Source organism: Scytonema hankhaensis NUACC26, assembly GCF_045865695.1.
GTDB lineage: Bacteria > Cyanobacteriota > Cyanobacteriia > Cyanobacteriales > Nostocaceae > Scytonema.
Window position 1 is genome coordinate 68,399 of sequence record NZ_BAACAP010000225.1, and the last position, 22,155, is coordinate 90,553.

17 protein-coding genes are annotated in these 22,155 nt (G+C 42.4%); 2 read left to right on the forward strand and 15 right to left on the reverse strand.

What is annotated here, in order from left to right; translation table 11 throughout:
* Positions 1-117: 117 nt before the first annotated feature.
* Both ACKTT2_RS32640 and ACKTT2_RS32645 read right to left on the reverse strand, forming a co-directional pair.
* Positions 118-2,319 (reverse strand): anthranilate synthase, encoded by a 2,202-nt coding sequence (locus tag ACKTT2_RS32640; protein ID WP_407894586.1) that lies wholly within the window; start codon positions 2,317-2,319, stop codon positions 118-120.
* Between the two features lie 828 nt (positions 2,320-3,147).
* Positions 3,148-4,518 (reverse strand): alkaline phosphatase family protein, encoded by a 1,371-nt coding sequence (locus ACKTT2_RS32645; RefSeq protein WP_407894588.1) that lies wholly within the window; start codon positions 4,516-4,518, stop codon positions 3,148-3,150.
* Between the two features lie 347 nt (positions 4,519-4,865).
* Between ACKTT2_RS32645 and ACKTT2_RS32650 the strand changes: the two genes are divergently transcribed.
* Both ACKTT2_RS32650 and ACKTT2_RS32655 read left to right on the forward strand, forming a co-directional pair.
* Positions 4,866-5,531, forward strand: a complete 666-nt coding sequence (locus tag ACKTT2_RS32650; protein ID WP_407894590.1) for a hypothetical protein — start codon at positions 4,866-4,868, stop codon at positions 5,529-5,531.
* 194 nt (positions 5,532-5,725) lie between these two features.
* On the forward strand, positions 5,726-7,105 hold the full coding sequence (locus ACKTT2_RS32655; RefSeq protein WP_407894592.1) for a cytochrome P450: 1,380 nt from the start codon (positions 5,726-5,728) through the stop codon (positions 7,103-7,105).
* 144 nt (positions 7,106-7,249) lie between these two features.
* Here the strand turns inward: ACKTT2_RS32655 and eboE are convergent, their stop codons facing one another.
* The 13 genes from eboE to scyB all read right to left on the reverse strand — a co-directional run bounded on the left by eboE (position 7,250) and on the right by scyB (position 22,142).
* Positions 7,250-8,548: a metabolite traffic protein EboE gene (eboE, locus tag ACKTT2_RS32660; RefSeq protein ID WP_407894594.1), complete on the reverse strand. Its 1,299-nt coding sequence runs from the start codon at positions 8,546-8,548 to the stop codon at positions 7,250-7,252.
* A 152-nt stretch (positions 8,549-8,700) separates the two neighbouring features.
* Positions 8,701-9,939 carry a 3-dehydroquinate synthase gene (locus tag ACKTT2_RS32665; protein WP_407894596.1) on the reverse strand — a complete coding sequence of 413 codons (1,239 nt, stop codon included), beginning with the start codon at positions 9,937-9,939 and terminating at the stop codon, positions 8,701-8,703.
* A complete protein-coding gene (locus tag ACKTT2_RS32670) occupies positions 9,933-10,580 on the reverse strand; it encodes a DsbA family oxidoreductase (RefSeq protein WP_407894598.1) in 648 nt (215 codons plus the stop codon). Before ACKTT2_RS32670 ends, ACKTT2_RS32665 begins: the two co-directional genes overlap by 7 nt.
* A gap of 27 nt (positions 10,581-10,607) precedes the next feature.
* Complete coding sequence (gene tyrA / locus ACKTT2_RS32675; RefSeq protein WP_407894600.1) at positions 10,608-11,717, reverse strand: bifunctional chorismate mutase/prephenate dehydrogenase; 1,110 nt, start codon at positions 11,715-11,717, stop codon at positions 10,608-10,610.
* Between the two features lie 53 nt (positions 11,718-11,770).
* Entirely contained in the window at positions 11,771-13,054 is a 1,284-nt protein-coding gene (locus ACKTT2_RS32680; RefSeq protein ID WP_407894602.1) for a glycosyltransferase family 4 protein, read from the reverse strand.
* Positions 13,055-13,148: 94 nt separating this feature from the next.
* Complete coding sequence (gene eboC / locus ACKTT2_RS32685; RefSeq protein ID WP_407894604.1) at positions 13,149-14,081, reverse strand: UbiA-like protein EboC; 933 nt, start codon at positions 14,079-14,081, stop codon at positions 13,149-13,151.
* Between the two features lies 1 nt (position 14,082).
* A complete protein-coding gene (locus ACKTT2_RS32690; protein WP_407894606.1) occupies positions 14,083-15,057 on the reverse strand; it encodes a TatD family hydrolase in 975 nt (324 codons plus the stop codon).
* Between the two features lie 17 nt (positions 15,058-15,074).
* Positions 15,075-15,788, reverse strand: coding sequence for an EboA family metabolite traffic protein (locus ACKTT2_RS32695; RefSeq protein ID WP_407894608.1), 714 nt, complete (start codon positions 15,786-15,788; stop codon positions 15,075-15,077).
* Positions 15,789-15,966: 178 nt separating this feature from the next.
* On the reverse strand, positions 15,967-17,157 hold the full coding sequence (gene scyF, locus ACKTT2_RS32700; RefSeq protein ID WP_407894610.1) for a scytonemin biosynthesis PEP-CTERM protein ScyF: 1,191 nt from the start codon (positions 17,155-17,157) through the stop codon (positions 15,967-15,969).
* Between the two features lie 155 nt (positions 17,158-17,312).
* Entirely contained in the window at positions 17,313-18,629 is a 1,317-nt protein-coding gene (locus ACKTT2_RS32705) for a ScyD/ScyE family protein (RefSeq protein WP_407894612.1), read from the reverse strand.
* Between the two features lie 122 nt (positions 18,630-18,751).
* Positions 18,752-20,020 carry a ScyD/ScyE family protein gene (locus ACKTT2_RS32710; protein ID WP_407894614.1) on the reverse strand — a complete coding sequence of 423 codons (1,269 nt, stop codon included), beginning with the start codon at positions 20,018-20,020 and terminating at the stop codon, positions 18,752-18,754.
* A 95-nt stretch (positions 20,021-20,115) separates the two neighbouring features.
* Positions 20,116-21,072 (reverse strand): scytonemin biosynthesis cyclase/decarboxylase ScyC, encoded by a 957-nt coding sequence (scyC, locus tag ACKTT2_RS32715; protein ID WP_407894616.1) that lies wholly within the window; start codon positions 21,070-21,072, stop codon positions 20,116-20,118.
* A gap of 11 nt (positions 21,073-21,083) precedes the next feature.
* On the reverse strand, positions 21,084-22,142 hold the full coding sequence (scyB, locus tag ACKTT2_RS32720; RefSeq protein ID WP_407894642.1) for a tryptophan dehydrogenase ScyB: 1,059 nt from the start codon (positions 22,140-22,142) through the stop codon (positions 21,084-21,086).
* Positions 22,143-22,155 lie beyond the last annotated feature (13 nt).

The window sequence follows — 22,155 nt, forward strand, 5'->3', positions numbered from 1 at the left end:
ATTGGAGAGGAGGGAGGGGAGAGGGGGGAGAGGGTAGGGAGTAGGGGGAATAACTCTTACCCAATGCTCAATAACTAGAATTTTAAACAAGGAGATTAACTAGTTACTGGTCACTGGTCACTGGTTACTGGTCACTGTTAATTTAGTCTGAGTATATGCACGAACTACATTCTTGATAATTGCCAGACCAACTTCTCCTGATAGGGTCATGATGGATTCTGGATGGAACTGTACGGCTGCTATAGGAAGCGATTGATGTTCAATTGCCATGATGACTTCATCATCTGAGATAGCTGCTACTTTTAATTGTTCGGGTAAGCGTTGTGGTAGGGCAAACAAAGAATGATATCTACCAACTGAGAAGGATTGGGGTAAGGCATTGAATAAAACTGAATCCGGTTCAGTCACGATTACCCTTGAGGATTTTCCGTGTTGGGGATAATGAAGAATTCCGAGTTCTCCTCCAAATGCTTCAACAATTCCTTGCAGTCCCAAGCACACTCCAAACAGGGGTATGTTGCGACGCACGCAACTGCGAACCATGTCTGGTACTTTAAAATCACTGGGTTTACCGGGACCGGGAGATAAAACCACTAAGTCCGGACGCTCTGTATCCAATAAGGATTCCGAGAAACCGTGACGTAATGTGGTAACTGTTGCTCCAGTTTGACGAATGTAGTTGGCTAGTGTGTGAACAAATGAGTCTTCGTAATCTATCAGTAAAATACGCTTACCGGGTTCGACATCTGGAACACAAGCACTCAATTTTTCTCGCTTGCAATCCTGTGGTGGGATTCCTTGCTTTGCACGACGAATTGTTTCAAATAACGCCGCACCTTTTGTCATTGTCTCTTGTTCTTCTGCTGATGGCAATGAATCATAGAGAACTGTTGCTCCTACTCTGACCTCAGCAATTGAATCTTGCAGTCTAATGGTTCTTAAAATCAATCCTGTATTTAGATTACCATTGAAGTTGAGGTAGCCAACGGCTCCACCATACCACCGTCTAGCGCTACGTTCGTGCTGTTCGAGGAATTGCATTGCCGATCGCTTGGGTGCGCCTGTTACTGTCACTGCCCAAGTGTGGGTGAGAAAGGCGTCCAACGCATCAAATTGCGATCGCAGCAATCCTTCAACGTGATCCACTGTGTGGATCAGGTGGCTGTACATTTCTATTTGACGGCGACCGATGACTTGTACCGAACCTGGTTCGCAAATCCGGGATTTATCATTGCGATCCACATCAGTACACATGGTCAACTCTGCTTCTTCCTTACCCGAATTTAGGAGTTGACGAATTTGCTCGGCATCATCGAGGGCATCTTGTCCCCTTGCAATGGTACCACTAATTGGGCAAGTTTCTACTCGCCGACCTTCAACCCGCACAAACATTTCTGGAGAAGCACCAATGATATACTCTCCACCAAGGTTGAAGATAAAACCATAGGGGCTGGGGTTTATATGCTGTAAAGTTTCAAAAAGTTGACTAGGTGCTTGTTCGCAAGACTCAAAAAAGCTTTGCGAAGGAACCACTTCAAACAAATCCCCGCGTCGGAAGTAATCTAGTGCTACTTCTACTTGGCTGGCATATTCTCCTGGTGCATGGTCGGAAGCTTGTGCTGGAACAAGACGCTTACCCCTGTAATCGATGGATTCGCCCGTCCGTGGTAGATTGTGGGTATTGCCTTCTGTTGTTTCAAACTCATACTGCACTCGATATGCACGTTGCAAATAGTAGTCAACAACAACTAACTCATCAGGCAAATAAAGTACTATATCCCTTTGGTCTGTAGGACGTTCCAGACGCATCGGAATTGGCTCAAACTGAAATAACAAGTCATAGCCAAACGCCCCATACAATCCGAGATGCTCGTCTTCATTGCTAGAAAAAATATGGAGAATTTCGCGAACCACTGTGAATGCAGAAGGTTGCTTACTGCGTTCTTCTTCTGCAAACGCTTGCAAGGCGGGCTTTACATATCCAGTAATATAATCGCCATCTTGCTTGACTTCCTGAAGTTGGGAATGTCCAGATAGACGCTGTAATAGTATGGGTAGAAGCACCTTGCCTCGATTGTTTAGCGCTCTGAGCGTAAAAGCTCTCTCTCGTGTTGTCAGTTCTAGTGGTGGATTGACAAATCCAATCGCCCATCTTTTGTAACGCCCTGGATATTCATAGCTGCTCTTGAGCAACCCTCCTCTTTGGGAGTTTAAATAAAAGGAAATTTCATCCAAGGCAGTGACTAACTTCACTTCCGTGATGGAGCGAGATACACCTATGCCGCCAAGAGTTTTGTAAGTGTGAGAATCAACAATCATGGGCAATCTCTTTGATGTTGAGAGAATATTTAATTACGTGTCTAGATAGTCCGCAATAATTCGCAGACATTGCAACTTGGATTAGTTGCTAATTAAATAATTTAGACATTAAAGCATAGTATATACGCAGTAGATCGCAGAGAATAAACTGCGATCGACAATTCAAGGAAAATTCACGGGAAACACGCATTCTAGCAGCAAAGTATGAAGAATTGAACTTGTTACTGTATATGTACTATTGCTACTCTTAGAATAGTCACAGACAAACCAGTCATGACCTCAAAACAAGGCTTCGGGAATCGAGCATTGGGCGTAGTAAGAAATAATCTATTGTCCATTGCCTATTACCCATTTTCATACATCCGGGCGCGTGCAGTTTATGACGACTGCTTGGTATGTGTTTAGCCTACTAAATGTTAAGGAATGATACATGAACATTTTTTTGTTAGATGTGTCGTTTTTTTTGCTTTTAACTTTTGGGTCTCAGTAAAACTCCAAGGGCTATATGAAGACAGTTATCCCCACCACCTTGAGTTATAAATTCTTTCTTTCTAAAGGAATATATGCGCTCTCTAATATAAGTCTAAGTATTTACCGTAAAATTGAAGTATAAACTATATTATATTCCATTGTAGGTAAACCCATCACTTGACCATCTCTCGTTTCTCGTTCCCAGTCTCTGACTGGGAACGAGGTTAGGGAGCAGACCTAGCGAGCATTCAATGGTGGGCATTGCCCACCCTACTGGTCAGGTGGTCAGGTGGTCAGGTGGTCAGGTGGTCAGGTGGTCAGGTGGTCAGGTGGTCAGGTGGTCAGGTGGTCACTGGTTTACTGAAGATGCCGCAGTATGAGGTGACATACATCCGTTGCTTCTATTGATTCAGCCGATAGCAAATGAGTTTGCTGGGTTATAAATAAAGGTTGTTCTCCGGGAACAACGCTTGTAGACCCATGAGATCCGCGTACCAAAGATGCATCTAAAGGAATAACATCCATTAAGTAGCGAAAACCTAGTTGTTTTTTTAGCAGTTTTATGCCTATTTTCAGTTTGGGAAGTTTAATTTGAGGATCGAGAAACAGTTCGACGGGATCGTAACCGGGTTTGCGATGAATATCCACTGTTCTGGCAAAATCGGGAGCGCGATTGTCATCTAACCAGTAGTAGTAAGTAAACCAGGCATTTGGTTGAGCGATCGCAACTAACTCCCCGGATCTAGAATGATTGAGATGGTATGCTGGCTTTTCTTCATCTCCTAGAACTCGAGCAACACCGTCTGTTGCTTCTAACAGCGATCGCACTTTAGGTATGTAATATGGATCTTTAATATAAATGTGAGCAACTTGATGATCGGCGACAGCAAATGCTTGACTTGCTCCAGGATCGAGCAATTCTCGTCCTAGTTCTTCTCGTACACTCAGCAATCCTTGTTCTCGCAGCATTCGGTTCAAGTGAACTGGTTGGGATACAGCCGTAATACCGTATTCAGATAGAACAATGACTCGTGTACCGCGATTTTCGTAGAATTCAATAAGATCTCGACAAACAACATCAATTTCTTGTAAATCTTTTGCGACTTGTTTGTCTTCCGGTCCAAATTTTTGCAAGCAATAATCTAAATGAGGTAAGTAAATTAGCGTGAGGGTAGGGTTACACTTTTGTTCCACCCACTTAGCAGAAGAGGCTATCCACTCACTACACCCAATAGATGTATTAGGACCCCAGAAATTGAAGAGAGGGAACTGACCTAATTCATTTTGGAGTTCCGAACGCCATTCTTGTGGATGAGTGTAAATGTCAGGAATTTTTCTACCGTCAGCAAGATACATTGGTCGAGGAGTAACTGCATAATCTGCTGAAGAGTACATATTGTACCACCAAAATAAATTAGCGCAGGTAAAAGATGGATCGAGCGATCGCGCCATGTCCCATACTTTTGGTGATTGAACCAATTTATTAGATTGTCGCCAAAACTTAATCTCGCAATCGTCGTGAAAATACCAACCATTGGCAACAATTCCATGCTCGTCGGGCATTTTTCCGGTAAGGTAGGTAGCTTGCGCCGTACAGGTAACAGCTGGTAACACAGGAGAAATGGGAACAGTTTTTCCAGATTTTGCCCATTGCGAGAGGAATGGTGTGTGTTCTCCCAACAAACTGGGTGACAATCCAACTACATTAAGAACAACAGTTTTATTCATGACTAGAAGTTAATTCCTTAAAGAACGCCCAAACACTGTTGAAGATACAAGATGATAAGTGTGGTGCAGCATTTATACATCATGCACTCACTGGTTTAATATTTTTTAACATTTAGCTACATAATATACGGGAAACCATAAAATAGCATGGATTTTCCTCTCAGTGCTTACGTAATTTTTGGGATATCTAAAAATACAACAAACACATCAAAAAATTGTTCATTTATCCTGAATTTTACATATCTTATAGTTTTAGAGTAAAGGTTTATACAAAAGTGGACTTCGCTAGCGAATAGCGCTTTTTATTATTGTTGCCACGTACTAAATTTTGTAAAAAAAGGACAATTATGATTTCACGTTCATACGCTTTAGGGTTAGCTTCAGTAGCTGTTACCTTGGTTAGTTTTGGGTTGGATACAACAAAAGCTAACGCGCAAACAAAATACGAATTCAGCGCTACTTACGATACAGTCGTCACAATTGACCCTTCTTTTAGACCAGACCTAAATATTACTAGAGCAACGATTACAGGTGAAAGTGCTGAGGCTCCATATGGATTGAGTAAGTTTCTCAGCAATACTTACGGTAATTTTGACCCAACAACAAACATTTCTTACTTTAATGCAGATGCATCTGCTTTCGGCTTAGAAAATCAGCCACTTCTTGGCGATCGCTATTATGGTGGTAGCAATGAATTATATGGAACCGCCAACGACCAAGCTAAATTTGACTTTGTGAACGGTACAGTACAAGGTGGTGGAACTATCACTCTGACTGGTGGTGAAGGTATATTCAAGGATGCAGTAGGCACAATAACTTTTACCCAAAATGACAAATTAACCAGTACAGATTTGACTGCACCTTTTAAAGGTAAAGCTCTACTCAAGTTTTCTATACAAACTCCCAAAGCTGTTCCAGAACCAAATGCAACTGCTGGGTTAATTAGTATGGGATTTGTTGGCTTGAGTTTCTTGTTAGGAAAATACACCCGCAAGTTGAAGTTCTGGGGTTAGTCTTTACAAGTAAAATTCTTGTGGAACGGGCATCTTGCCCGTCTCTTCCCCTCGTTCCCAGGCTCCGCCTCTATTATTCAGTTAGCTACGCGAGGCAGAGAGAGCCTCGCAGACTGCATTCCCAGGCTGAGCCTGGGAACGAGATGGGGGAGCTTGCAGCCCATTACGAACACTCTATACTATCCCAACCAGTTATGAAAGCAGCTAGTAGTTTGCCAGACGGTCCAAGAATGCCTGTTATTCTACGATGGATGAAATTTATTTTTCAGCCGTTAGAGTATGTAGAAGATTTTGCTAAAACCTATGGCGACAACTTTACCATTTGGGGTCGCGATAATTCTCACAAAGTTTACTTCAGCCATCCTCAAGCATTACAACAAATTTTTACGGCTGATTCCAGTCAATTAGAAGCTGGTAAGGGAAACACGATCTTAAAATTTTTGGTTGGTGCAAATTCGCTGCTTTTACTGGATGGAAATTCTCATCAACGCCAACGCCAACTATTAGCCCCTCCCTTTCATGGAGAAAGAATGCGAGCTTACGGCAAAACAATTAGTGAAATTGCCGAACAAGTGAGCCACACTTGGGAAAATGGCAAACCGTTTAGCATTCACGTGTCAATGCAAGAAATTACCTTGCGCGTCATTTTACGGGTCGTGTTTGGCTTTGATGAGGGGTCTCGTTTGGAAGAAATGAGACGTTTACTGGCTTCACTTCTCGATTCTATGGATTCTCCCTTAATGTTTGCGGCTTTATTTTTAAAGTTTTTACAAAAGGATTTAGGTGCTTGGAGTCCCTGGGGTCGGGTTGTGAACTTGTTGCAACAAATTGATGACACGATCTATAGGCTAATTCGAGAACGAAGAACAGAATCTAACCCAAATCGGGAAGATGTCCTCAGTTTGATGATGTGTGCGCGTGATGTCAATGGCGAAACAATGACAGATGAGGAGTTACGCGATGAGTTAATGACACTGTTAGTCGCTGGTCATGAAACGACGGCTGCAGCATTAACATGGGCTTTTTACTGGATTGACCGTTTACCAGAAGTCCGTGAAAAATTGCAGAGGGAATTAGATAGCCTTGGTGACAATCTTGATTCAGGTGCGATCGCTAAATTGCCCTATTTAACAGCCGTTTGTCAAGAAACTTTGCGGATTTATCCCGTCGCAATTACTGCTTCTCCTCGCATTGTGCGATCGCCCATTGAAATTATGGGTTACAATTTGCCAGTAGGAACAATTATCTTCCCCAGCGTTTACCTAGCACATCATCGAGAAGAAGTTTATCCACAATCCAAGCAATTCAAACCCGAACGCTTTTTAGAGAGACAATTTTCTCCATATGAGTATTTGCCATTTGGTGGTGGTACACATCGTTGTATTGGTATGGCATTTGCTTTGTATGAAATGAAATTGGTATTAGCGACAGTTTTATCGCAGTTTCAGCTATCATCAGCTAACAAGCGTCCCGCACGTCCTGTACGTCGCGGTCTTACTTTAGTTCCATCAGAAGGTATGCAAATGGTTGCCAAGCCTATTATAAAGCGTGTCAAGGCTGTAGCTAATTTATAAATAGCATTTTTCATCTATTTGAACCACAGTATGCCGTAGGGGCGCAATGCCTTGCGCCCCTACAATGTGGTCTATTTACTTGAAAATTGCTGTAAATTCTTGCTCCCTCGTCTAATAAAAAGAAGGGTTATAGATAAGAACAACTTAACAGCTACCTACCAATATATTGCTACTATTTGCCGCCATCTTCGACAAAACCCATTCATACTCCCTTTGAAGCGATAATAGTAAATCCAATTTCATTTCCTTTGGCAAAACTTCCCAAGTGTATGTTTCTATTTCGAGATGGTCGCAAGCACGATCGTCTTGTAGCAACTCTAATACCGTTGTTATGTCATCTTGTGTGGATTGAAATAGCTGGTAATTTTTAATAAAAATTGGAACGTGAAAATGAATGCGCCACTCAGAAGCTGTCGTACTTTCTAAATCTGGTAAAGCTTGTTCTAAATCGCGATAGCGATGCAGTTTACCGTGGCTCTCTCTTGCAATAACTTGGTGTAAGTATGTAGATTCAGCAAAAGGCAATAATTTTTCTTTGATGAGACGGCGCTGCTCAATATCTGTAGGAATTGTCACTTGTAGTGCAGCACTAATTTGGATTTTACCAACTTGAATTCCTGCTGATTGAAATTTCTCAAAGACTGTCTTGGGGTCTTCATACTCTACGGCAAAATGACAGGTGTCGTAACAAACCCGGACGTGATTTAATAAATGAAGCTTTGCGGCTTCAAAAGAAATTCCTAAATGCTTGACTAAATAATCTCCACCAATAGGTAATAAGTAGGTTTGGAAATAATCAACTACCTCAGCAGCATTTTCTAACAGTCCATCTGGTTCTGGTTCTAAATCTAAATGAATATTTTTTCCTGTTTCTTGTTTAATTTTTACCATTTCTGCCACTAATTCTGCTATAAGAAGAGTCGCACTACTTGTGACAGAAGTTTGAAAAAGTTGATTGTCTTTAAACCAAGGTTTGTAGGATAGCGGTAATGTCGAAATACTTCCTTCTACTCCTGGAGGTAAAAGTTGTGCGAGTATGTGTACTAGTCTGATAGTATAATCTAATCGCTCTTGTTTTGACCAATCGGGTGCGTACACTTGGTCTTTAACAACTTGCCAATGAAATCCACCAAATGGAAAGCCATTTAAGGTAAATACGTATAGGTTGCGATCGCTTAACCACGATTGAAATTCTGTTAAATTGTTTCCTTGTAGTAATTCCTTAGCTGCTACATCCGCCAATCGCAATCCAATTCCAAATGGATTTTGCAGCCCATCCACATTCCTCACTGCTTCAAGAAGCCGAGGATTTGAACTCACTAGCTGTGCTTTTAAAGATGGTATGTACTGCTTTAGGTTATTAAAGACTTTATTCCACTCTTCACCTGGATGAATATTTGTACAGTATGTTAAATGACAGTTGTTATTTGTAGATATTTTCATAATTTTTACCCTCTGTTAACTTAAGTAGATTTACCCCCCTTAATCCCCCCTTGGAAAGGGGGGAAATTGAATTTCCGGTTCCCTCCCCTTTACAAGGGGAGGGTTAGGGTGGGGTCAGAAACGTTAGAATTTCCATTTATGCGCCTTAACGTCTAATCCCTAACCCAGCCGGAGGTTGGTAATGTGGAGTTATAAAACTCGCTCAGCAACCAAATTGCTTGTCGGTATAAAGATAAGTCTACTTCGTGGACTTCAATACCTTTACCGATGCGTTGTAGAAGTGTAATTGTCAGTTCGCCGCCCAAGTGTTCTCGAAATTCGGTTAGTCCTCGGAACAAACAGTCAGGGTGTTCTGGTTGCTCCATATTTTTGGATAGTTCTGGTATGTATAGGTTAAAGCCCAGTGTTACAAGTGTATTGAGTATCTGCTGCCATTCCAAGCGAGAGAGCAATCCTAAAAGATAGGAATAAGTGCTGTCTAAAGCAATACCGATCGCAACTGCTTCTCCATGACGTAAGCTGTAGTCTGTTAGCTGCTCTAGTTTATGTGCTGCCCAATGACCAAAATCTAGAGGACGAGATGAACCCATTTCAAAAGGATCTCCACCTCTTGCAATATGATTCATATGCAATTGAGCGCATTGGTAAATGACATTTTGCATGGCTTTCATATTGCGACAAGCAAGTGCATTTGCTTGCATGCGGATGTAGTCAAAGAACTGAGCATCTTTGATGAGTGCTACTTTAACAGCTTCTGCAATGCCAGAACGCCAATCGCGATCGTCTAGCGTCCTCAAAAAAGAAACATCATTTAAAACTGCATAAGGTGGTGCAAAAGTTCCAAGAAAGTTCTTCTTCCCAAAGGCGTTGATTCCATTCTTCACCCCTACACCGGAATCATTTTGCGCGAGTACGGTTGTGGGAACGCGAATCAGACGAACTCCTCGATGTGCTGTTGCGGCTGCATATCCGATTAAATCTAGTGCAGCGCCACCACCAATCCCTAATAAGTAGGAGTGACGACAAAGCCCGACTGCATCAATTGCAGTATGGATTTGTTCTAACAACTTAGGATGGTTTTTTGCTTCTTCCCCACCTGGAATAATTATTGGGTCTGCAACAAGTGCGAACGCATCACTATAGAAATCGCAATAAAGTGCCAATTGTTTGGCTAGCATGGGGCGGGATTGCAAGAATCCTGAGTCCACCACGACCAATACTTTTTTGGGACCTGCTTCTCCATCGGATGCGATCGTTTGCGCTAACAAAGGGTTTTTGATGTCAAACAATCCAGTGGTAAAATGCACTGCATAGTGGAAAGTTACAGTCACACTTTGTTGGATTGCTGGTAAATTGTCTACTGCCGTTTTCTGCCTGATTTGCGTTACCATATTTTTGCCGATATTTCGATAAGCGCCGCACGATCTAGAGCTTGATGGAACACCTCTACTGAGTGGGAACCGTCTACCCTAACTCGAGCGTTAATGATGTATAGTGGAATACTAATAATGCCATTGAGACGAGCAAATGTGGATTCTGTTAGAACTGTATCAAATCCAGCATAGGAGCTTAATTGATGCCGTAACTTTGTGGAATCCATACCTACTGCTGTACCTATGGCAACAATGACATCAAGATTTCCAGTATTTAAGCCATCTTCAAAATAAGCTTTGTAAATTGCTTCTACTACATCGTTTTTGATACTATCCGGTGCTAAAGTAATGAGTTGGTGAGAAATGATAGTATTGACTGCCAAACGAATCTTATCAAAATTGAGCTTGACTCCTGAAGCTTCTCCTGCTTGCGTTGTAAACTCAAAAAGCTGCTGAAGCCTTTGGGAATCGATACCTTTCCTTTGTTGTAAGTAGGTTTTAAAATCGTATCCTCTAGTAGGAATTTTTGAATCCAGAAGGAATGGATGCCACCGAATCTTAACCGCTTTTTCTTGTCTTTGTGCTAAGGCATCAAACAGATGCTTGTTACCAATTCGGCACCAGGGACATACTGTATCGTGAAAGATATCGATTAGCATAGCTTGTGTTACTAAATTGTGTAACAATTAACCGTCAATTGTCAACGGTCTTGGGATATTTTTTGTTCCTAGTTTTAAAAAAGATGTATTTTCTCGATGTTTTTTAGAAGAAAAATTGGTTTGATTGGAAGAAGTTGTTTCTTGAGTAAAAAAGCTTTGGTTAGTCTCAAATTCTTTAATTAATCCCTCTCGATCTTTTCGCGCTAATAGCATCGCTATGCGATTATATGTATCAGCCAATCGAGCTATTGCTTGACATCTTTCTGGAGTTGCCAACATAATGTCTACACACAAGTTTGGATTTTGGGTAAACAATCTTTTGATGATTTCAATCTCTTGGCGGTAGCTAGGGCTAGACATTAACAAGCTACGTTCTATGTCTACTTTCTCTTGCGCTAAGAAAACTCCAAAGCTAAATCTGGAAAAGTGACGGGTTGCTTGAATAATGACCATCATGAGATCGTGTTCTTCAGGCGTGCTAACAATAACTTCGCCTCCTCTGTCTTGCACGAGTTCCAATAGCCATTGAAATGATTCTTCATCTCGACCCGGACATACGACAACTTTGTGATCGGCAAAAGACTTGACATTGGGACCAAACATGGGGTGCAATCCCATCACTGGACCGCTATGGTGGTCTAGCATTGCTTGGACCGGCTTGACTTTTAGACTCGTAATATCACATAGTGCGGTAGTTGGTGTAAGATATTGGGCGGCTCGTTCGATCGCTTCTGTTGTGCATTCAATAGGAACGCTAACCATAACCAGATCTGCTGAACCAAGTAGTTCATCCGCTCGCTCCCAATCTTCGTTTTCCAAAACACTGACTATGTGACCTGCGATCGCAAATTGATGCGTAAAAAATCTTCCCATCCTGCCACGCCCTCCAATTATGGTAATTTTTTGAGGGGCGACATTATTAATAGAAGTGGAAAGATTTTGCGATCGCTTAGCGTAACAACTTTGCACTATACTTGTCCAAAATGATTCGGGAACCCCAGCTTCGGCAAGTAAAGAGATTGCATATGCAATTTGTTCTTCAAGATCGGAAACTTTTGATGTTTCTGAATTCGATAGGCGATCTCGTGAGAAATTGCTTACATTTTGGCTTGTTTGTTTGAACTTTTCTGGAATCATAATTTGTAAGAGAGGTTAGTAGTTAGTAGGGTGGGCATTGCCCACCCTACTAACTAATTACTAGAAGTTAGTTTTGGTAGGACGTCCAAAGAAGGTGATGTAGATGTTGAACTGGTAACAACTTCAGCAAAAAGTGCTTCATAAGTCGCTAGTGCTTGCTCAAAAGAATAATGCTCAACAGCAAACTGCCTTCCTTGCTTACCAAGTTTTGCTACTTTTTCTGGATGTTTATAGAGTTCTAACACTGTAGATGCCATAGCGTATGGTGATTCAGGAGTAACAACTATGCCACCACCACTTTTTCTAACAGCACGTGCTGCTGTTCCAGATGCAGGAACCGACGCCACAATCGGACGACCAGAAGCTAGTAGCAATGGAATTTTGGAAGGCATATTGAAGGAAATAACATTGCGTTTTTGCACAACCAATCCTAAATCTGCTGCTGCTAACAATTCAGAAAGTTTTTCTCTTGCTACAAGCGGTATGAGTAAAACATTATCCGCCCCGCAACTTTGGCAGTATTTCCTTAATCTTTGCAACGCTCTTGATTCACCTGCAATAACAAAGACAATTTCTGGAATGTGGCGTAAGGAAACTGCTGCCTCTATAACTGTCTCTAAACCTTGAGTGAGAGCGATATTACCCGAGTACAGCACAACAAATTTATCGTCTAATTGATGGGCTGCTCGAAAAACGTTTCTTTGCTTTGGCAAGGGACGGATAAAATTAACATTTACCCAATTGGGTATGCAAAAAATTTTTTGTGATGGAACTCCTTTGTTTATCAAATTTTCTCTAAACCCATCTGCAATAACACTAATACTATGACTGTGATGGTAAGCAAATTTTTCCAGAGCTGTTAAGGCGCGAATCATCAATTTATTTTTTATTAATCCAACACGTATAGCGGCTTCTGGTAAAATATCTTGTACGTTTAGAATGACTGGGCAGTTATATATCCAACCCAACAAAATAGCAGGAAGTGATATCAATAATGGTGGTACTGTTAAAAGAATGACATCTGGTTGCCATCCGTTAACGGCTTGTGGCAAGCTCGTAAATACAAAACTCAACTCTAGTAACAGTCTATCTATTAGGTTGGGCTTAGCTTTAATTCGCAAATAACTTCTCTGGATAGTAACGCCATTTTTAAATTCTGTGACAAACCACTTGCCTTTATACTCCTCGTATATTTCGCGTTGCGGATAGTTTGGCATTCCTGTTATCACTCTCACTTGGTGTCCTTGCTTTACTAGTCCTTCTGCTAGTTCAGTCATGAGAGGAGCAATACCAATTGGTTCTGGATGATAGTTGTAGGAGTAAATCAGAATTCTCATTTAACAGTGACCAGTAAACAGTAAACAGTGACCAGTGACCAAACTGTAGGTTGGGTTGAGGAACGAAACCCAACAATACAGTAACCAATTGGTATCAAGTAACGGCAAAGATTTTTGACAGTGCTATCGAAACGGGTAGTAATAACAGGACGATGAACCCGTATGGCAAGCCCGCGAAGCCAGATGCTACTGTAGCGTCTAATACAATTAATGATAAAATACCCGCTCGTACAGCTATACGAATGTTTTCTGGGCTTGGTTTGCTAACAGCTTTTATGAAAGGTAGCAAGACTCGCACTGCTAGCAATATAACGAATGGTAGTGCCGCAAGCAGGTGATAATTATTTAACAAACTCAAACCTAGTAGCCCAGCAATAACCGTGCTAATAAGTAGTAGCGCAATAATACCAGTACTGGCTTTCCCTCCGTGTACTTCACCTCGGCTTAAGGTTGTGATAGCAGCAATGTAAACAATGGGAATTAAAGCAAGCAGCCAGTATTCAGCGATCGCAGATGAGATTGCACTCAGTCCAAGCAGTAAGTTACAACCGCGACAAAGCCCCATGTTAAAAGGACCAAAAACGGGATGGTGCTTTCCCCAAGCATCATACAAAAGAGCAGCAGCAGCAATACTACAAGCTAATGCTGCACTGAGCCAACTCACTTGCAACGCTGCTAAAATACCTACACATAAAAACAAGCTTCCTATAGAAACTGCTTCTTTTCGAGATACCCTTCCACTAGGGATAGGTCTTTCAGGTCGTTCTATAGCGTCTATTTCGGCATCGAATACATCATTAAAGATAACACCGCCACCGTATAAACCAGTCGTTGATAGTAACAGCCATGCTATTGATGATATTAAATTATCTGGCGTTGACCCCTCAATGACAGCTTGGTTTGCAAGAGCAATACTCCCTGATGCTGCTAATCCTGCTAGAATATCTGCCCATGCAGTGACAATGTTGGCAGGTCTCATCAACTGAAAATATGCCCGCGATCGTGGTGTTGTTATTGCTGTGTTCATATTACTCAATCAGTGCATATTCGCGAACGGGAGTTTCTACAACAGGTTTTTGTCCCCGTAGTACGGAGTTCCCATTAAATAATTGGCGTTGATCTATAGGTGATGGATTCAGCCAGTCTGATTCTTTCATCTGACCGCTTTGGCTGTAAGCAAGAAGTGCGTTTTCATAACAAACGGCTCGCACGTGTGCTTCTGGAATTCCTCTATCAAGCATCAGTTGGGCTGTTTTGGGTACTGCTAGCGGATCGCTCACTCCCCAATCAGCACTGCTGTCTACAATAATGCGATCGCATCCGTATTGACGAACAATTTCTACCATGCGAGCGTTACCCATTTTGGTGTTTGGGTAAATTGTAAAAGCAGCCCAAAAACCGCGATCTAAAACTTCTTGTACGGTTTCTTCGTTGTTGTGATCCACAACTACTTGTGATGGTTTCAACCCATGCTCTAAGCAAACATCCATACTACGACTGGTTCCTGCTTTTTTATCGCGATGAGGTGTATGAATCATCACCAACATATCTAATTCTTTTGCCAGATCCAACTGCAAGCGGAAGTATTTGTCCTCTGCAGGAGTCATATCATCGTAGCCAATTTCACCAATAGCAACGACACCTTCTTTACAAGCATACAGAGGTAACAACTCCATAACTTGCTCTGCGAGGGGTTCGTTGTTAGCTTCTTTAGAATTCAAGCCAATTGTACAGTAATGTCTTATACCAAACTGTGCTGCACGAAATCGTTCCCATCCAACCAAGCTGCTAAAGTAATCTTGATAAGAACCAACACTAGTCCGGGGTTGTCCAAACCAAAATGCTGGCTCAATAACTGCCACAATTCCAGCTTGACGCATCATCTGGTAATCGTCGGTCGTGCGGGAACTCATGTGAATGTGAGGATCTATAAACATATGGCGATTGGGGATTGGGGAACTCGGGGCCCCCTCTGGGGATAAGGGGCAATGGGGATTGACCACTGGTCACTGGTCACTGGTCACTGGTCACTGGTCACTGATATCAAAGGCCAAATTTCCGGCGATACCGTGCGATTGGCAGCCTTGCGTTCGTTGGCGTAGTCAACAAGCATTCTGGCGAGTTCTGGATTTGCACGGCGATCGAGATCTTGGATTAAATGTAGGGGGCTACCGACAAACAAAGCTTTGAGAACTATTTGATTCCAAGCAATGTCATCGAGATATTCTGATGGATAGGGATTTCGCAAAGCAACGGCATTAAATACTGCTGTCATGTTGCTGCGAACTCCTTCTGCAGCACGGGCGCGAAGCTTTTCTGGATAAGGTAGCAGTGGTAAAGCTTGGTAAAGAGCAACTAGTTCTCCCACATCAGCAGCTGCAAATAATTGCTCTAAGGTTTGCAAGTACTTGTCTGAGTCGCTTTGAGGTAAAGACAGCACTAAAAGTGTGCGGGCTGCTTGGTCTACACTCCAATGAGAAGGAACCCAATTTTTCCTTATTGCACAAGCAGTTTCTAACTCTTGTGAGGATAAATTTAAGTCACTTTTGCCCGTGTAGCGAGGTACAGCACTAAAAGTAGTGAAAAACACTCGCGCATTAGCACTATTTTCTATTTGCGCTTTTTTAGTATTTAACCAGTCAAGACTTTCTTGAGTTAGGCACTGTTTGAGCCACTCATACAGTAAGTCGGTTATATTAACATTAACTTTTTCTAAAGAAATTGTGGAAGCCATAGTATAAAAACATTTTTGTTGATGCCATTTCTCTCAGAAACTAGTAGGGTGGGCAATACCCACCACTAAGTATCTAAGTGGTGGGCAATGCCCACCCTACGTGTTGTTTTTGTTTGTTAGTAAGAGAGAAATTTCGCTTTAGTTCTCATGACAAACTTTACGAGAGACTTAGCTAAATTTATCCCTCTACACTCGCGGATGAATTTTTCTGGTGATTTTTCCGCAGTTTGGAGACAACAGCGCCAAAGCCAAGCAATCCTAAACCTAATACTGATGCGGGTTCGGGTACTTTAGCACCGGCAGGTTTATTGTCTACATTTAACACTTGGACGCGACCTTGGAAGAAGTCCCCTACATACAGTTTGCCTCTGTCGTAGTGTAAACCAGCAGTCCAGTTGAAGACACCAGGTTCGGCGACGAGAGGATTACCAAAAGGAGGACCGCTTTGGTCGGGAGGTGGTACGATTTCACCGTCAGCGTTACGAGCAGGTTCGCCAAATGCAGTCAGGAATTTACCGTCCTTATCAAATACTTGGACGCGGCTGTTTTGAGAATCAGCTACGTAAATATTCTCGTACTCGTCAACTTCTACACCAATTGGCTCTCTGAGTTGTCCGGGTTCAGAACCACGAGAACCAAAAGCAAACAAAGCGTTACCTTCTGAATCTAAAACTTGGATGCGACCGTTGTATTGATCGCCTACATAGATTCTTCCAGTATTTGGAGAAACGGTTATACCTGCGGGTCCAAGGTACTGCCCCAACTCGCTACCATTGCTACCAACAGTTTTAACGAGTTCGCCGCTGTTGGCATTGTATACCTTAACTACGTCAGCACTGAAATCGGTAATCCAGACGTTGCCTTTTTTATCAAAAGACATACCACCAGGTCCAAAGAACAGTCTACCTTGTACGGGTCCGCCAAAGGAACCATAGGATCTGACGTATTCACCAGTGTTAGGATTGTATACATCGATTTCACTGTTGAAAACATCACCTACGTGTAGGTTACCAGTTGTGGGGTCAAATTTTAGGTCTGCAGGTTCGTCAAATCCTTCTCCACGTCCTTGGCGACCTGTACCAATTGCTTTGAGATAATTACCTTCTTGGTCAAATACGTCAACTCGGTTACCGACGTTTGGGTTGAAAGAACCGTCTGGGTTGAGACCGCGACCATTACTGACAAACACCTGGTTAGTCGAGTCTTGTACTCCTATACCTTGAGGTACAAAGAGTTGTCCGGGGGCTAAGCCGGGACTGCTAATAGTCTTGTCGTATGTTAAGGTAACAGCCATAGCTTGGGCTGCTGCTGCCGTTACCATAACGCTAGCACTGACTAAGGTAATTGATAAATTCTTTACTAATCCCATGATGACTTCTCAGTGTTATGAGTTATACTTGTTTTGGGTTTATGTTCCCCGCTCTAGTCTGGGAACTTTGGGTTTGAGTTGCTGCCTTTCTAGCGAACTTTTTAGGCAGCAGCTTTTTTCTCAGTCATTCTTGGAAATTTGCCAAGATATAAGGATTAGAGAGTTTCTACCTTAGCGAGTAACTCTTCTTGGCGCTTGCGCTTGAGCATTTTACCTGCAAATCCAGCAACTGCTACTAGACCAACTACAGCCGCAGGTTCGGGTACTTTCTTCGCTCCATCTTCACCTTCTTCAAGATCGAAGGCGAGAACTGTTCCTTGTTTCGCAAATCGGCTACCAGATACTGCGTATAATTTACCGTCAGGACCAAAATCTAAAACGCTAGCTGCACCAAGTTCTGGACCGCTATATACAGTTTCGCGAGTTCCATCAGCCGCAACTTTAATGATAGAACCACTCTTATCTCCATTCGGTGCCAGGGCTTCCCATTCTGGAGTATTGTAGTGTTGCAACAAATATAAAGAGCCTTGTTTATCGAAAGCTAGGTCTGTGAGTTGTGTAAAGCCCTCAGCAACAGTTGTAAATTGCTCCAAATCATCACTGATTTTCCAAACTCTCGACTTACCTTCTGGATAAGGGAAGAAAGTGTATTCAGTTGCATAGAGAGATCCATCTGGACCGACTTTAATACCCGTGGGTACTGATTGCTCTGTTGGTTGGAAAGCAATAGATTGCTCTGGTCCTAGACCCAAATCTTCAGGTTTAGGGAATTTAAGCTCGTCAACAGGTACGTTTTGTCTGGGGAATGCATTAACTTTTACAATACCTTCGCCATTCAATCCCACTTTGTATATGACGTTTGCACCCCCATCAGTGATGTATGCATAATCATCTTTGATTGCTAAGCTGTATGGGTTAACAATTAAGTCCGTACCATCAGGATTGAATTCGGTCTCGTACTTCGCAAAATCGGCAAGGCTCTTCTTCTCACCTGTTTTCAGGTCTATTTCGTAAAACTGTGCGAGAGTAGGAGAGTCTAAAACGCTGTCGCGATTTCTGGGATCGCCAGCCATACCATATACGAGATAAGCCTTGCCTTTATAAAATTGAATATCTGCTGGACCAGCACCTTGGTCTTGTAATGGTTGTTGTGCTAGAGAAGGAAGGTTACTAATAATACGCTCTGATTGACCAGTGGTCACATCAAGTTTGGTAATCGCACCGGTATCACCAGTACAAATAGGAACGTATTGAGTACTTGGGGATGGCGTACATCTTTTTCCACCATCGCCATCGCCTCCTACACCACCTTCTGATATGTAAAGATAACCATCGGGACCGAAAGTCGCATGATTGACGTTATCATAACCGGAAGCCACTGTCTTAAAAGTTACAGCTTGTGCGGCATTCATTCCGCTAGCGGCAGCAGCACAAAACGTAAATAATGCAAGGGTAAAAGACTTGAATTTCATATCTGCTGAACTCTATTGTTAGTAGTTTGTGGAACGTTTTACAGTGACCAGTGACCAGTGACCAGTGACCAGTAACCAGTGAGAACTAGTAATTGGTAATTAGTAACTGATAGCTAGTTTGGTTAAGTTGGAACTTTTAGTGCTTTTCGCTTACCTTTGCGTAACTTATAAATGCTTAAAGCACCGAATCCTAAAATGCTTAAAGTAGATGTGGGTTCAGGAACAGATTTTGAGCTGTTAACTCTTAAAACTTGTCCTTTTCCCGGAACACCGCTTCGATTTGCTATATAGACAGCACCATCGGAACCGATCGCTAGACCACTGGGTCCTTCGACTCCGTTACCACTGATAAGAGTAGTACGAGTACCATCGGGTGTTACTTTTATAACAGAACCATTTAAATTCCCTGTCCAAGATGGTTCATTAGCATACTGCAAAGCATATAAATTGCCCTCAGTATCAAATGCTAGATCGCGCAGTTGTGTAAAACCTTCTGCATAAACTGTAGGTTGTCCATCATCTCCTATTTTGTATATTTTAGCACCTTCTTTTGGAAAAGGAAAGCCAGTAAATATACTTATATAGTATGCCCCATCTGGACCTTTAGCAATACCTGTAGGAACTGCTTGAGTGGAAAACTCGACGACTGGTGGTGGTTCTGAAGAATCTGGAACTTCCGATGGTTCAACTGATGGAGTGTTAGATGGTGGGAAAACAGGATTCACGATGGTTTGTTTGGGGATCGCTGCGATCGCTCTCAAATTACTGCCATCAGTGCCAACACTCAATAAGTCATTTGCACTCGAATCCACAACCACAAAATTATTACCATCGAGCAAGAAAGATATCGGGCTGCTACTTACATTTTCTCCATCTGGATTGTTAGCTAATTCATAACTAGCTATATCAGAAACGCTAGTCCAAGTATTTGTATTAAAGTCAGGAGCAATAATTTTTCCCAGATCGATATCACCCAATATATCATTACGAAAGCTTGGATTAGCACCCAAACCCGTAACAACATATGGTTTTCCAGTTGAATCAAATAGTATATTGCGAGGTCCAGCCGCTTGAGCGCCACTAGATACGCTGATGGAAGGAAGCCCTGTAAGAACTCGCTCTTGCTTCCCATCCTTAACTCTTGTAACTGCACCAGTCGCTCCGTAACACAGATTGTCACCTTGACCGCTTGGAGGTGGAACACAAGGACCGCTTCCGCCTTTCCCGGCTTCCACAGCATAAACACTACCGTCAGGACCGATGCCTAAACCTTGTACGTTGTCAAGACCATCAGCAACGACTGTAAACGATGCAGCTTCTACTGTTTTTACTCCACCAAGACTGACAACGCAAAAAGAAAAAAGTGTTGTGATGATGTGCTTGAGTTTCATCTTTGTTGTAAATGGTTAGTAGTGATTTGTCAGTGGCTACTGGTCAGGTGGTCACTGGTCAGGTGGTCACCGATCGCTGGTCACTGGTCAGGTGGTCACTGACTATTTGGCATATAACTCAAACCTTGAGCCAAAGTATCCAAATTACCTGCTTTAGCTTCCAAAAGACGTTTAATATTTAAACTTTCAGAGCCAAAATCTTCAATTTGGAGTTTACCGTGAGGTAGTTGCTCGCCTACTTTCCAAAATGTAATCCGGTGTTGGATAAAACCTGGAGCATTAGGATCGCCAAAAGCATAGGAAGTTGGAATCAACAACACGGGAGAGCGTTGAGAAAATCCGTAGTCTGGATAATAAAATTCATGCTCTAGCAAATACCATTTGCTGACAGGTTGCAGTCGCTGGGTTACTTTTACTTTTTGGTTGTACTCATCGCGAAACTCGCCTGAAGAACCAACAATCTCACCATCTAAATGCAACAAGTGTGCCCAATCATCCATGTTCTTGAGGTCTGATAAGAACTCAATTCCCATTTCTATAGGGGCGTTAACATAAATAGTATCGGTGTCGATATAATAGCGTCCTTGAGCGGCAGAGGTAAGACCAGTTTTGCGCTCTAAGTTACCTTTGAGAGAACGGCACTCGGAAGTATGTACCGTGTGAATTCCCTCCATGATTAATGGCGATCGCCGTTTTGGATCGACGAAGCTAATCCAATGCAAGTAGACACCTTTCTCATCAGTTCCCGGCTCGATGTAATCGGGAGAAAATAGTAAGACGGGGTAAACCTGATAGTATTTCTGATACTCCAACCCGCAATGCCATTCAATACCATGAAAATACGGGTGGTCTAATTTCTTAACGTGATAGTAGAGCTTTTTTTGGTATCCAGATGCAGTTCCAGCCCAAGTATCTTCATCAATTTGCTCTTGCATCCGGCTGTAGAGAGTCCACTCGTCCAAGTTTTTTAGACTACAGAGGTACTCATAAGCAGTTTCTGGCGTTGTCGCAATATATGCAGACGTTGCAAATGTATTTCTTTCAGTAACCATTTGTGTCTCCTTTACACCACAGCCATAGCTTTGATATGTCTTGCACGGTTGATTCTGTCATCTGCTAATTGCTTGGATGCATCATTAGTTGTGATGTCCTGCTTTTTCGCTCTCTCAAAAATTTCTAACAGCGTGTCGTAAATATTACGCACTTGTTGGAATGCTCTATCTTCGTCATAGCCAATCATTTCGTTATAAACGTTGATTAGCCCCCCGGCATTAATCACATAATCTGGAGCATAAAGAATTCCTTTTGCTGATAGCATCGGACCGTGGATTTGCTCCAATCCCAGCTGGTTATTAGCAGCACCTGCAATAACCGATGCTTTAATTTGAGGAATCGTTTCGCTGTTAAGAATTCCTCCTAAAGCACAAGGAGATAACACATCTACATCTAAGGAGTAAATTGCGTCTGGCTCTACAATTGTTGCACCATAAAGACGCTTGAGTTCCTCAGTTTTTTCTTTACTGATATCAGTCACAAATAGTTGTGCTCCATGCTCGTGCAAGTGATGGCAAAGTTTGCTACCTACATTTCCCAAACCTTGAACTGCAACTTTCAGCCCTTTTAAGTCATTTGTTTGTAAACGGAACTCAACTGCAGCTTTCAATCCTAGAAAAACTCCCCACGCTGTTACAGGAGCCGGTCCGCCGGACCTTTCTTCTACTCCTACCACGTATCTAGTTTCTCTGCTAATTGTTCTGACATCATTGGGAGTCAGATTCACATCTTGTCCCGTGATAAAACGTCCGTTGAGCCTTTCAACAAACCTTCCGTAAGCTCTAAATAAATCTTCTGTCTTGTTTTCAGGATTAGCAATAATAACTGCTTTACCACCACCAACTGGAATACCAGCACAAGCCGCTTTGTAAGTCATACCACGGCTTAAACGTAAAGCATCTTTCAGTGCAGCTTCTTCATTGGGGTAGGGCAACAGTCTTGTCGCGCCCATTGCAGGTCCCAAACTCGTATCGTGAATAGCAATAATTGCTTTGATTTCTGGGTCTTTGCCGTTACAAAAGAGCACTTGTTCGTGCCCCATCTCCGTCACTGTATCAAATAAGTTCACATTAAGTCTCCTC

What these genes read in the sequence shown, in the direction of transcription:
- ACKTT2_RS32650 (WP_407894590.1), top strand. Translation starts at nt 4,866, where the DNA reads ATGATTTCACGTTCATACGCTTTAGGGTTAGCTTCAGTAGCTGTTACC.
- ACKTT2_RS32710 (WP_407894614.1), bottom strand. Translation starts at nt 20,020, where the DNA reads ATGAAACTCAAGCACATCATCACAACACTTTTTTCTTTTTGCGTTGTC.
- eboE (WP_407894594.1), bottom strand. Translation starts at nt 8,548, where the DNA reads ATGAAAATATCTACAAATAACAACTGTCATTTAACATACTGTACAAAT.
- ACKTT2_RS32665 (WP_407894596.1), bottom strand. Translation starts at nt 9,939, where the DNA reads ATGGTAACGCAAATCAGGCAGAAAACGGCAGTAGACAATTTACCAGCA.
- ACKTT2_RS32640 (WP_407894586.1), bottom strand. Translation starts at nt 2,319, where the DNA reads ATGATTGTTGATTCTCACACTTACAAAACTCTTGGCGGCATAGGTGTA.
- ACKTT2_RS32670 (WP_407894598.1), bottom strand. Translation starts at nt 10,580, where the DNA reads ATGCTAATCGATATCTTTCACGATACAGTATGTCCCTGGTGCCGAATT.
- scyC (WP_407894616.1), bottom strand. Translation starts at nt 21,072, where the DNA reads ATGGTTACTGAAAGAAATACATTTGCAACGTCTGCATATATTGCGACA.
- ACKTT2_RS32695 (WP_407894608.1), bottom strand. Translation starts at nt 15,788, where the DNA reads ATGGCTTCCACAATTTCTTTAGAAAAAGTTAATGTTAATATAACCGAC.
- eboC (WP_407894604.1), bottom strand. Translation starts at nt 14,081, where the DNA reads ATGAACACAGCAATAACAACACCACGATCGCGGGCATATTTTCAGTTG.
- ACKTT2_RS32655 (WP_407894592.1), top strand. Translation starts at nt 5,726, where the DNA reads ATGAAAGCAGCTAGTAGTTTGCCAGACGGTCCAAGAATGCCTGTTATT.
- ACKTT2_RS32680 (WP_407894602.1), bottom strand. Translation starts at nt 13,054, where the DNA reads ATGAGAATTCTGATTTACTCCTACAACTATCATCCAGAACCAATTGGT.
- ACKTT2_RS32705 (WP_407894612.1), bottom strand. Translation starts at nt 18,629, where the DNA reads ATGAAATTCAAGTCTTTTACCCTTGCATTATTTACGTTTTGTGCTGCT.
- scyF (WP_407894610.1), bottom strand. Translation starts at nt 17,157, where the DNA reads ATGGGATTAGTAAAGAATTTATCAATTACCTTAGTCAGTGCTAGCGTT.
- tyrA (WP_407894600.1), bottom strand. Translation starts at nt 11,717, where the DNA reads ATGATTCCAGAAAAGTTCAAACAAACAAGCCAAAATGTAAGCAATTTC.
- ACKTT2_RS32645 (WP_407894588.1), bottom strand. Translation starts at nt 4,518, where the DNA reads ATGAATAAAACTGTTGTTCTTAATGTAGTTGGATTGTCACCCAGTTTG.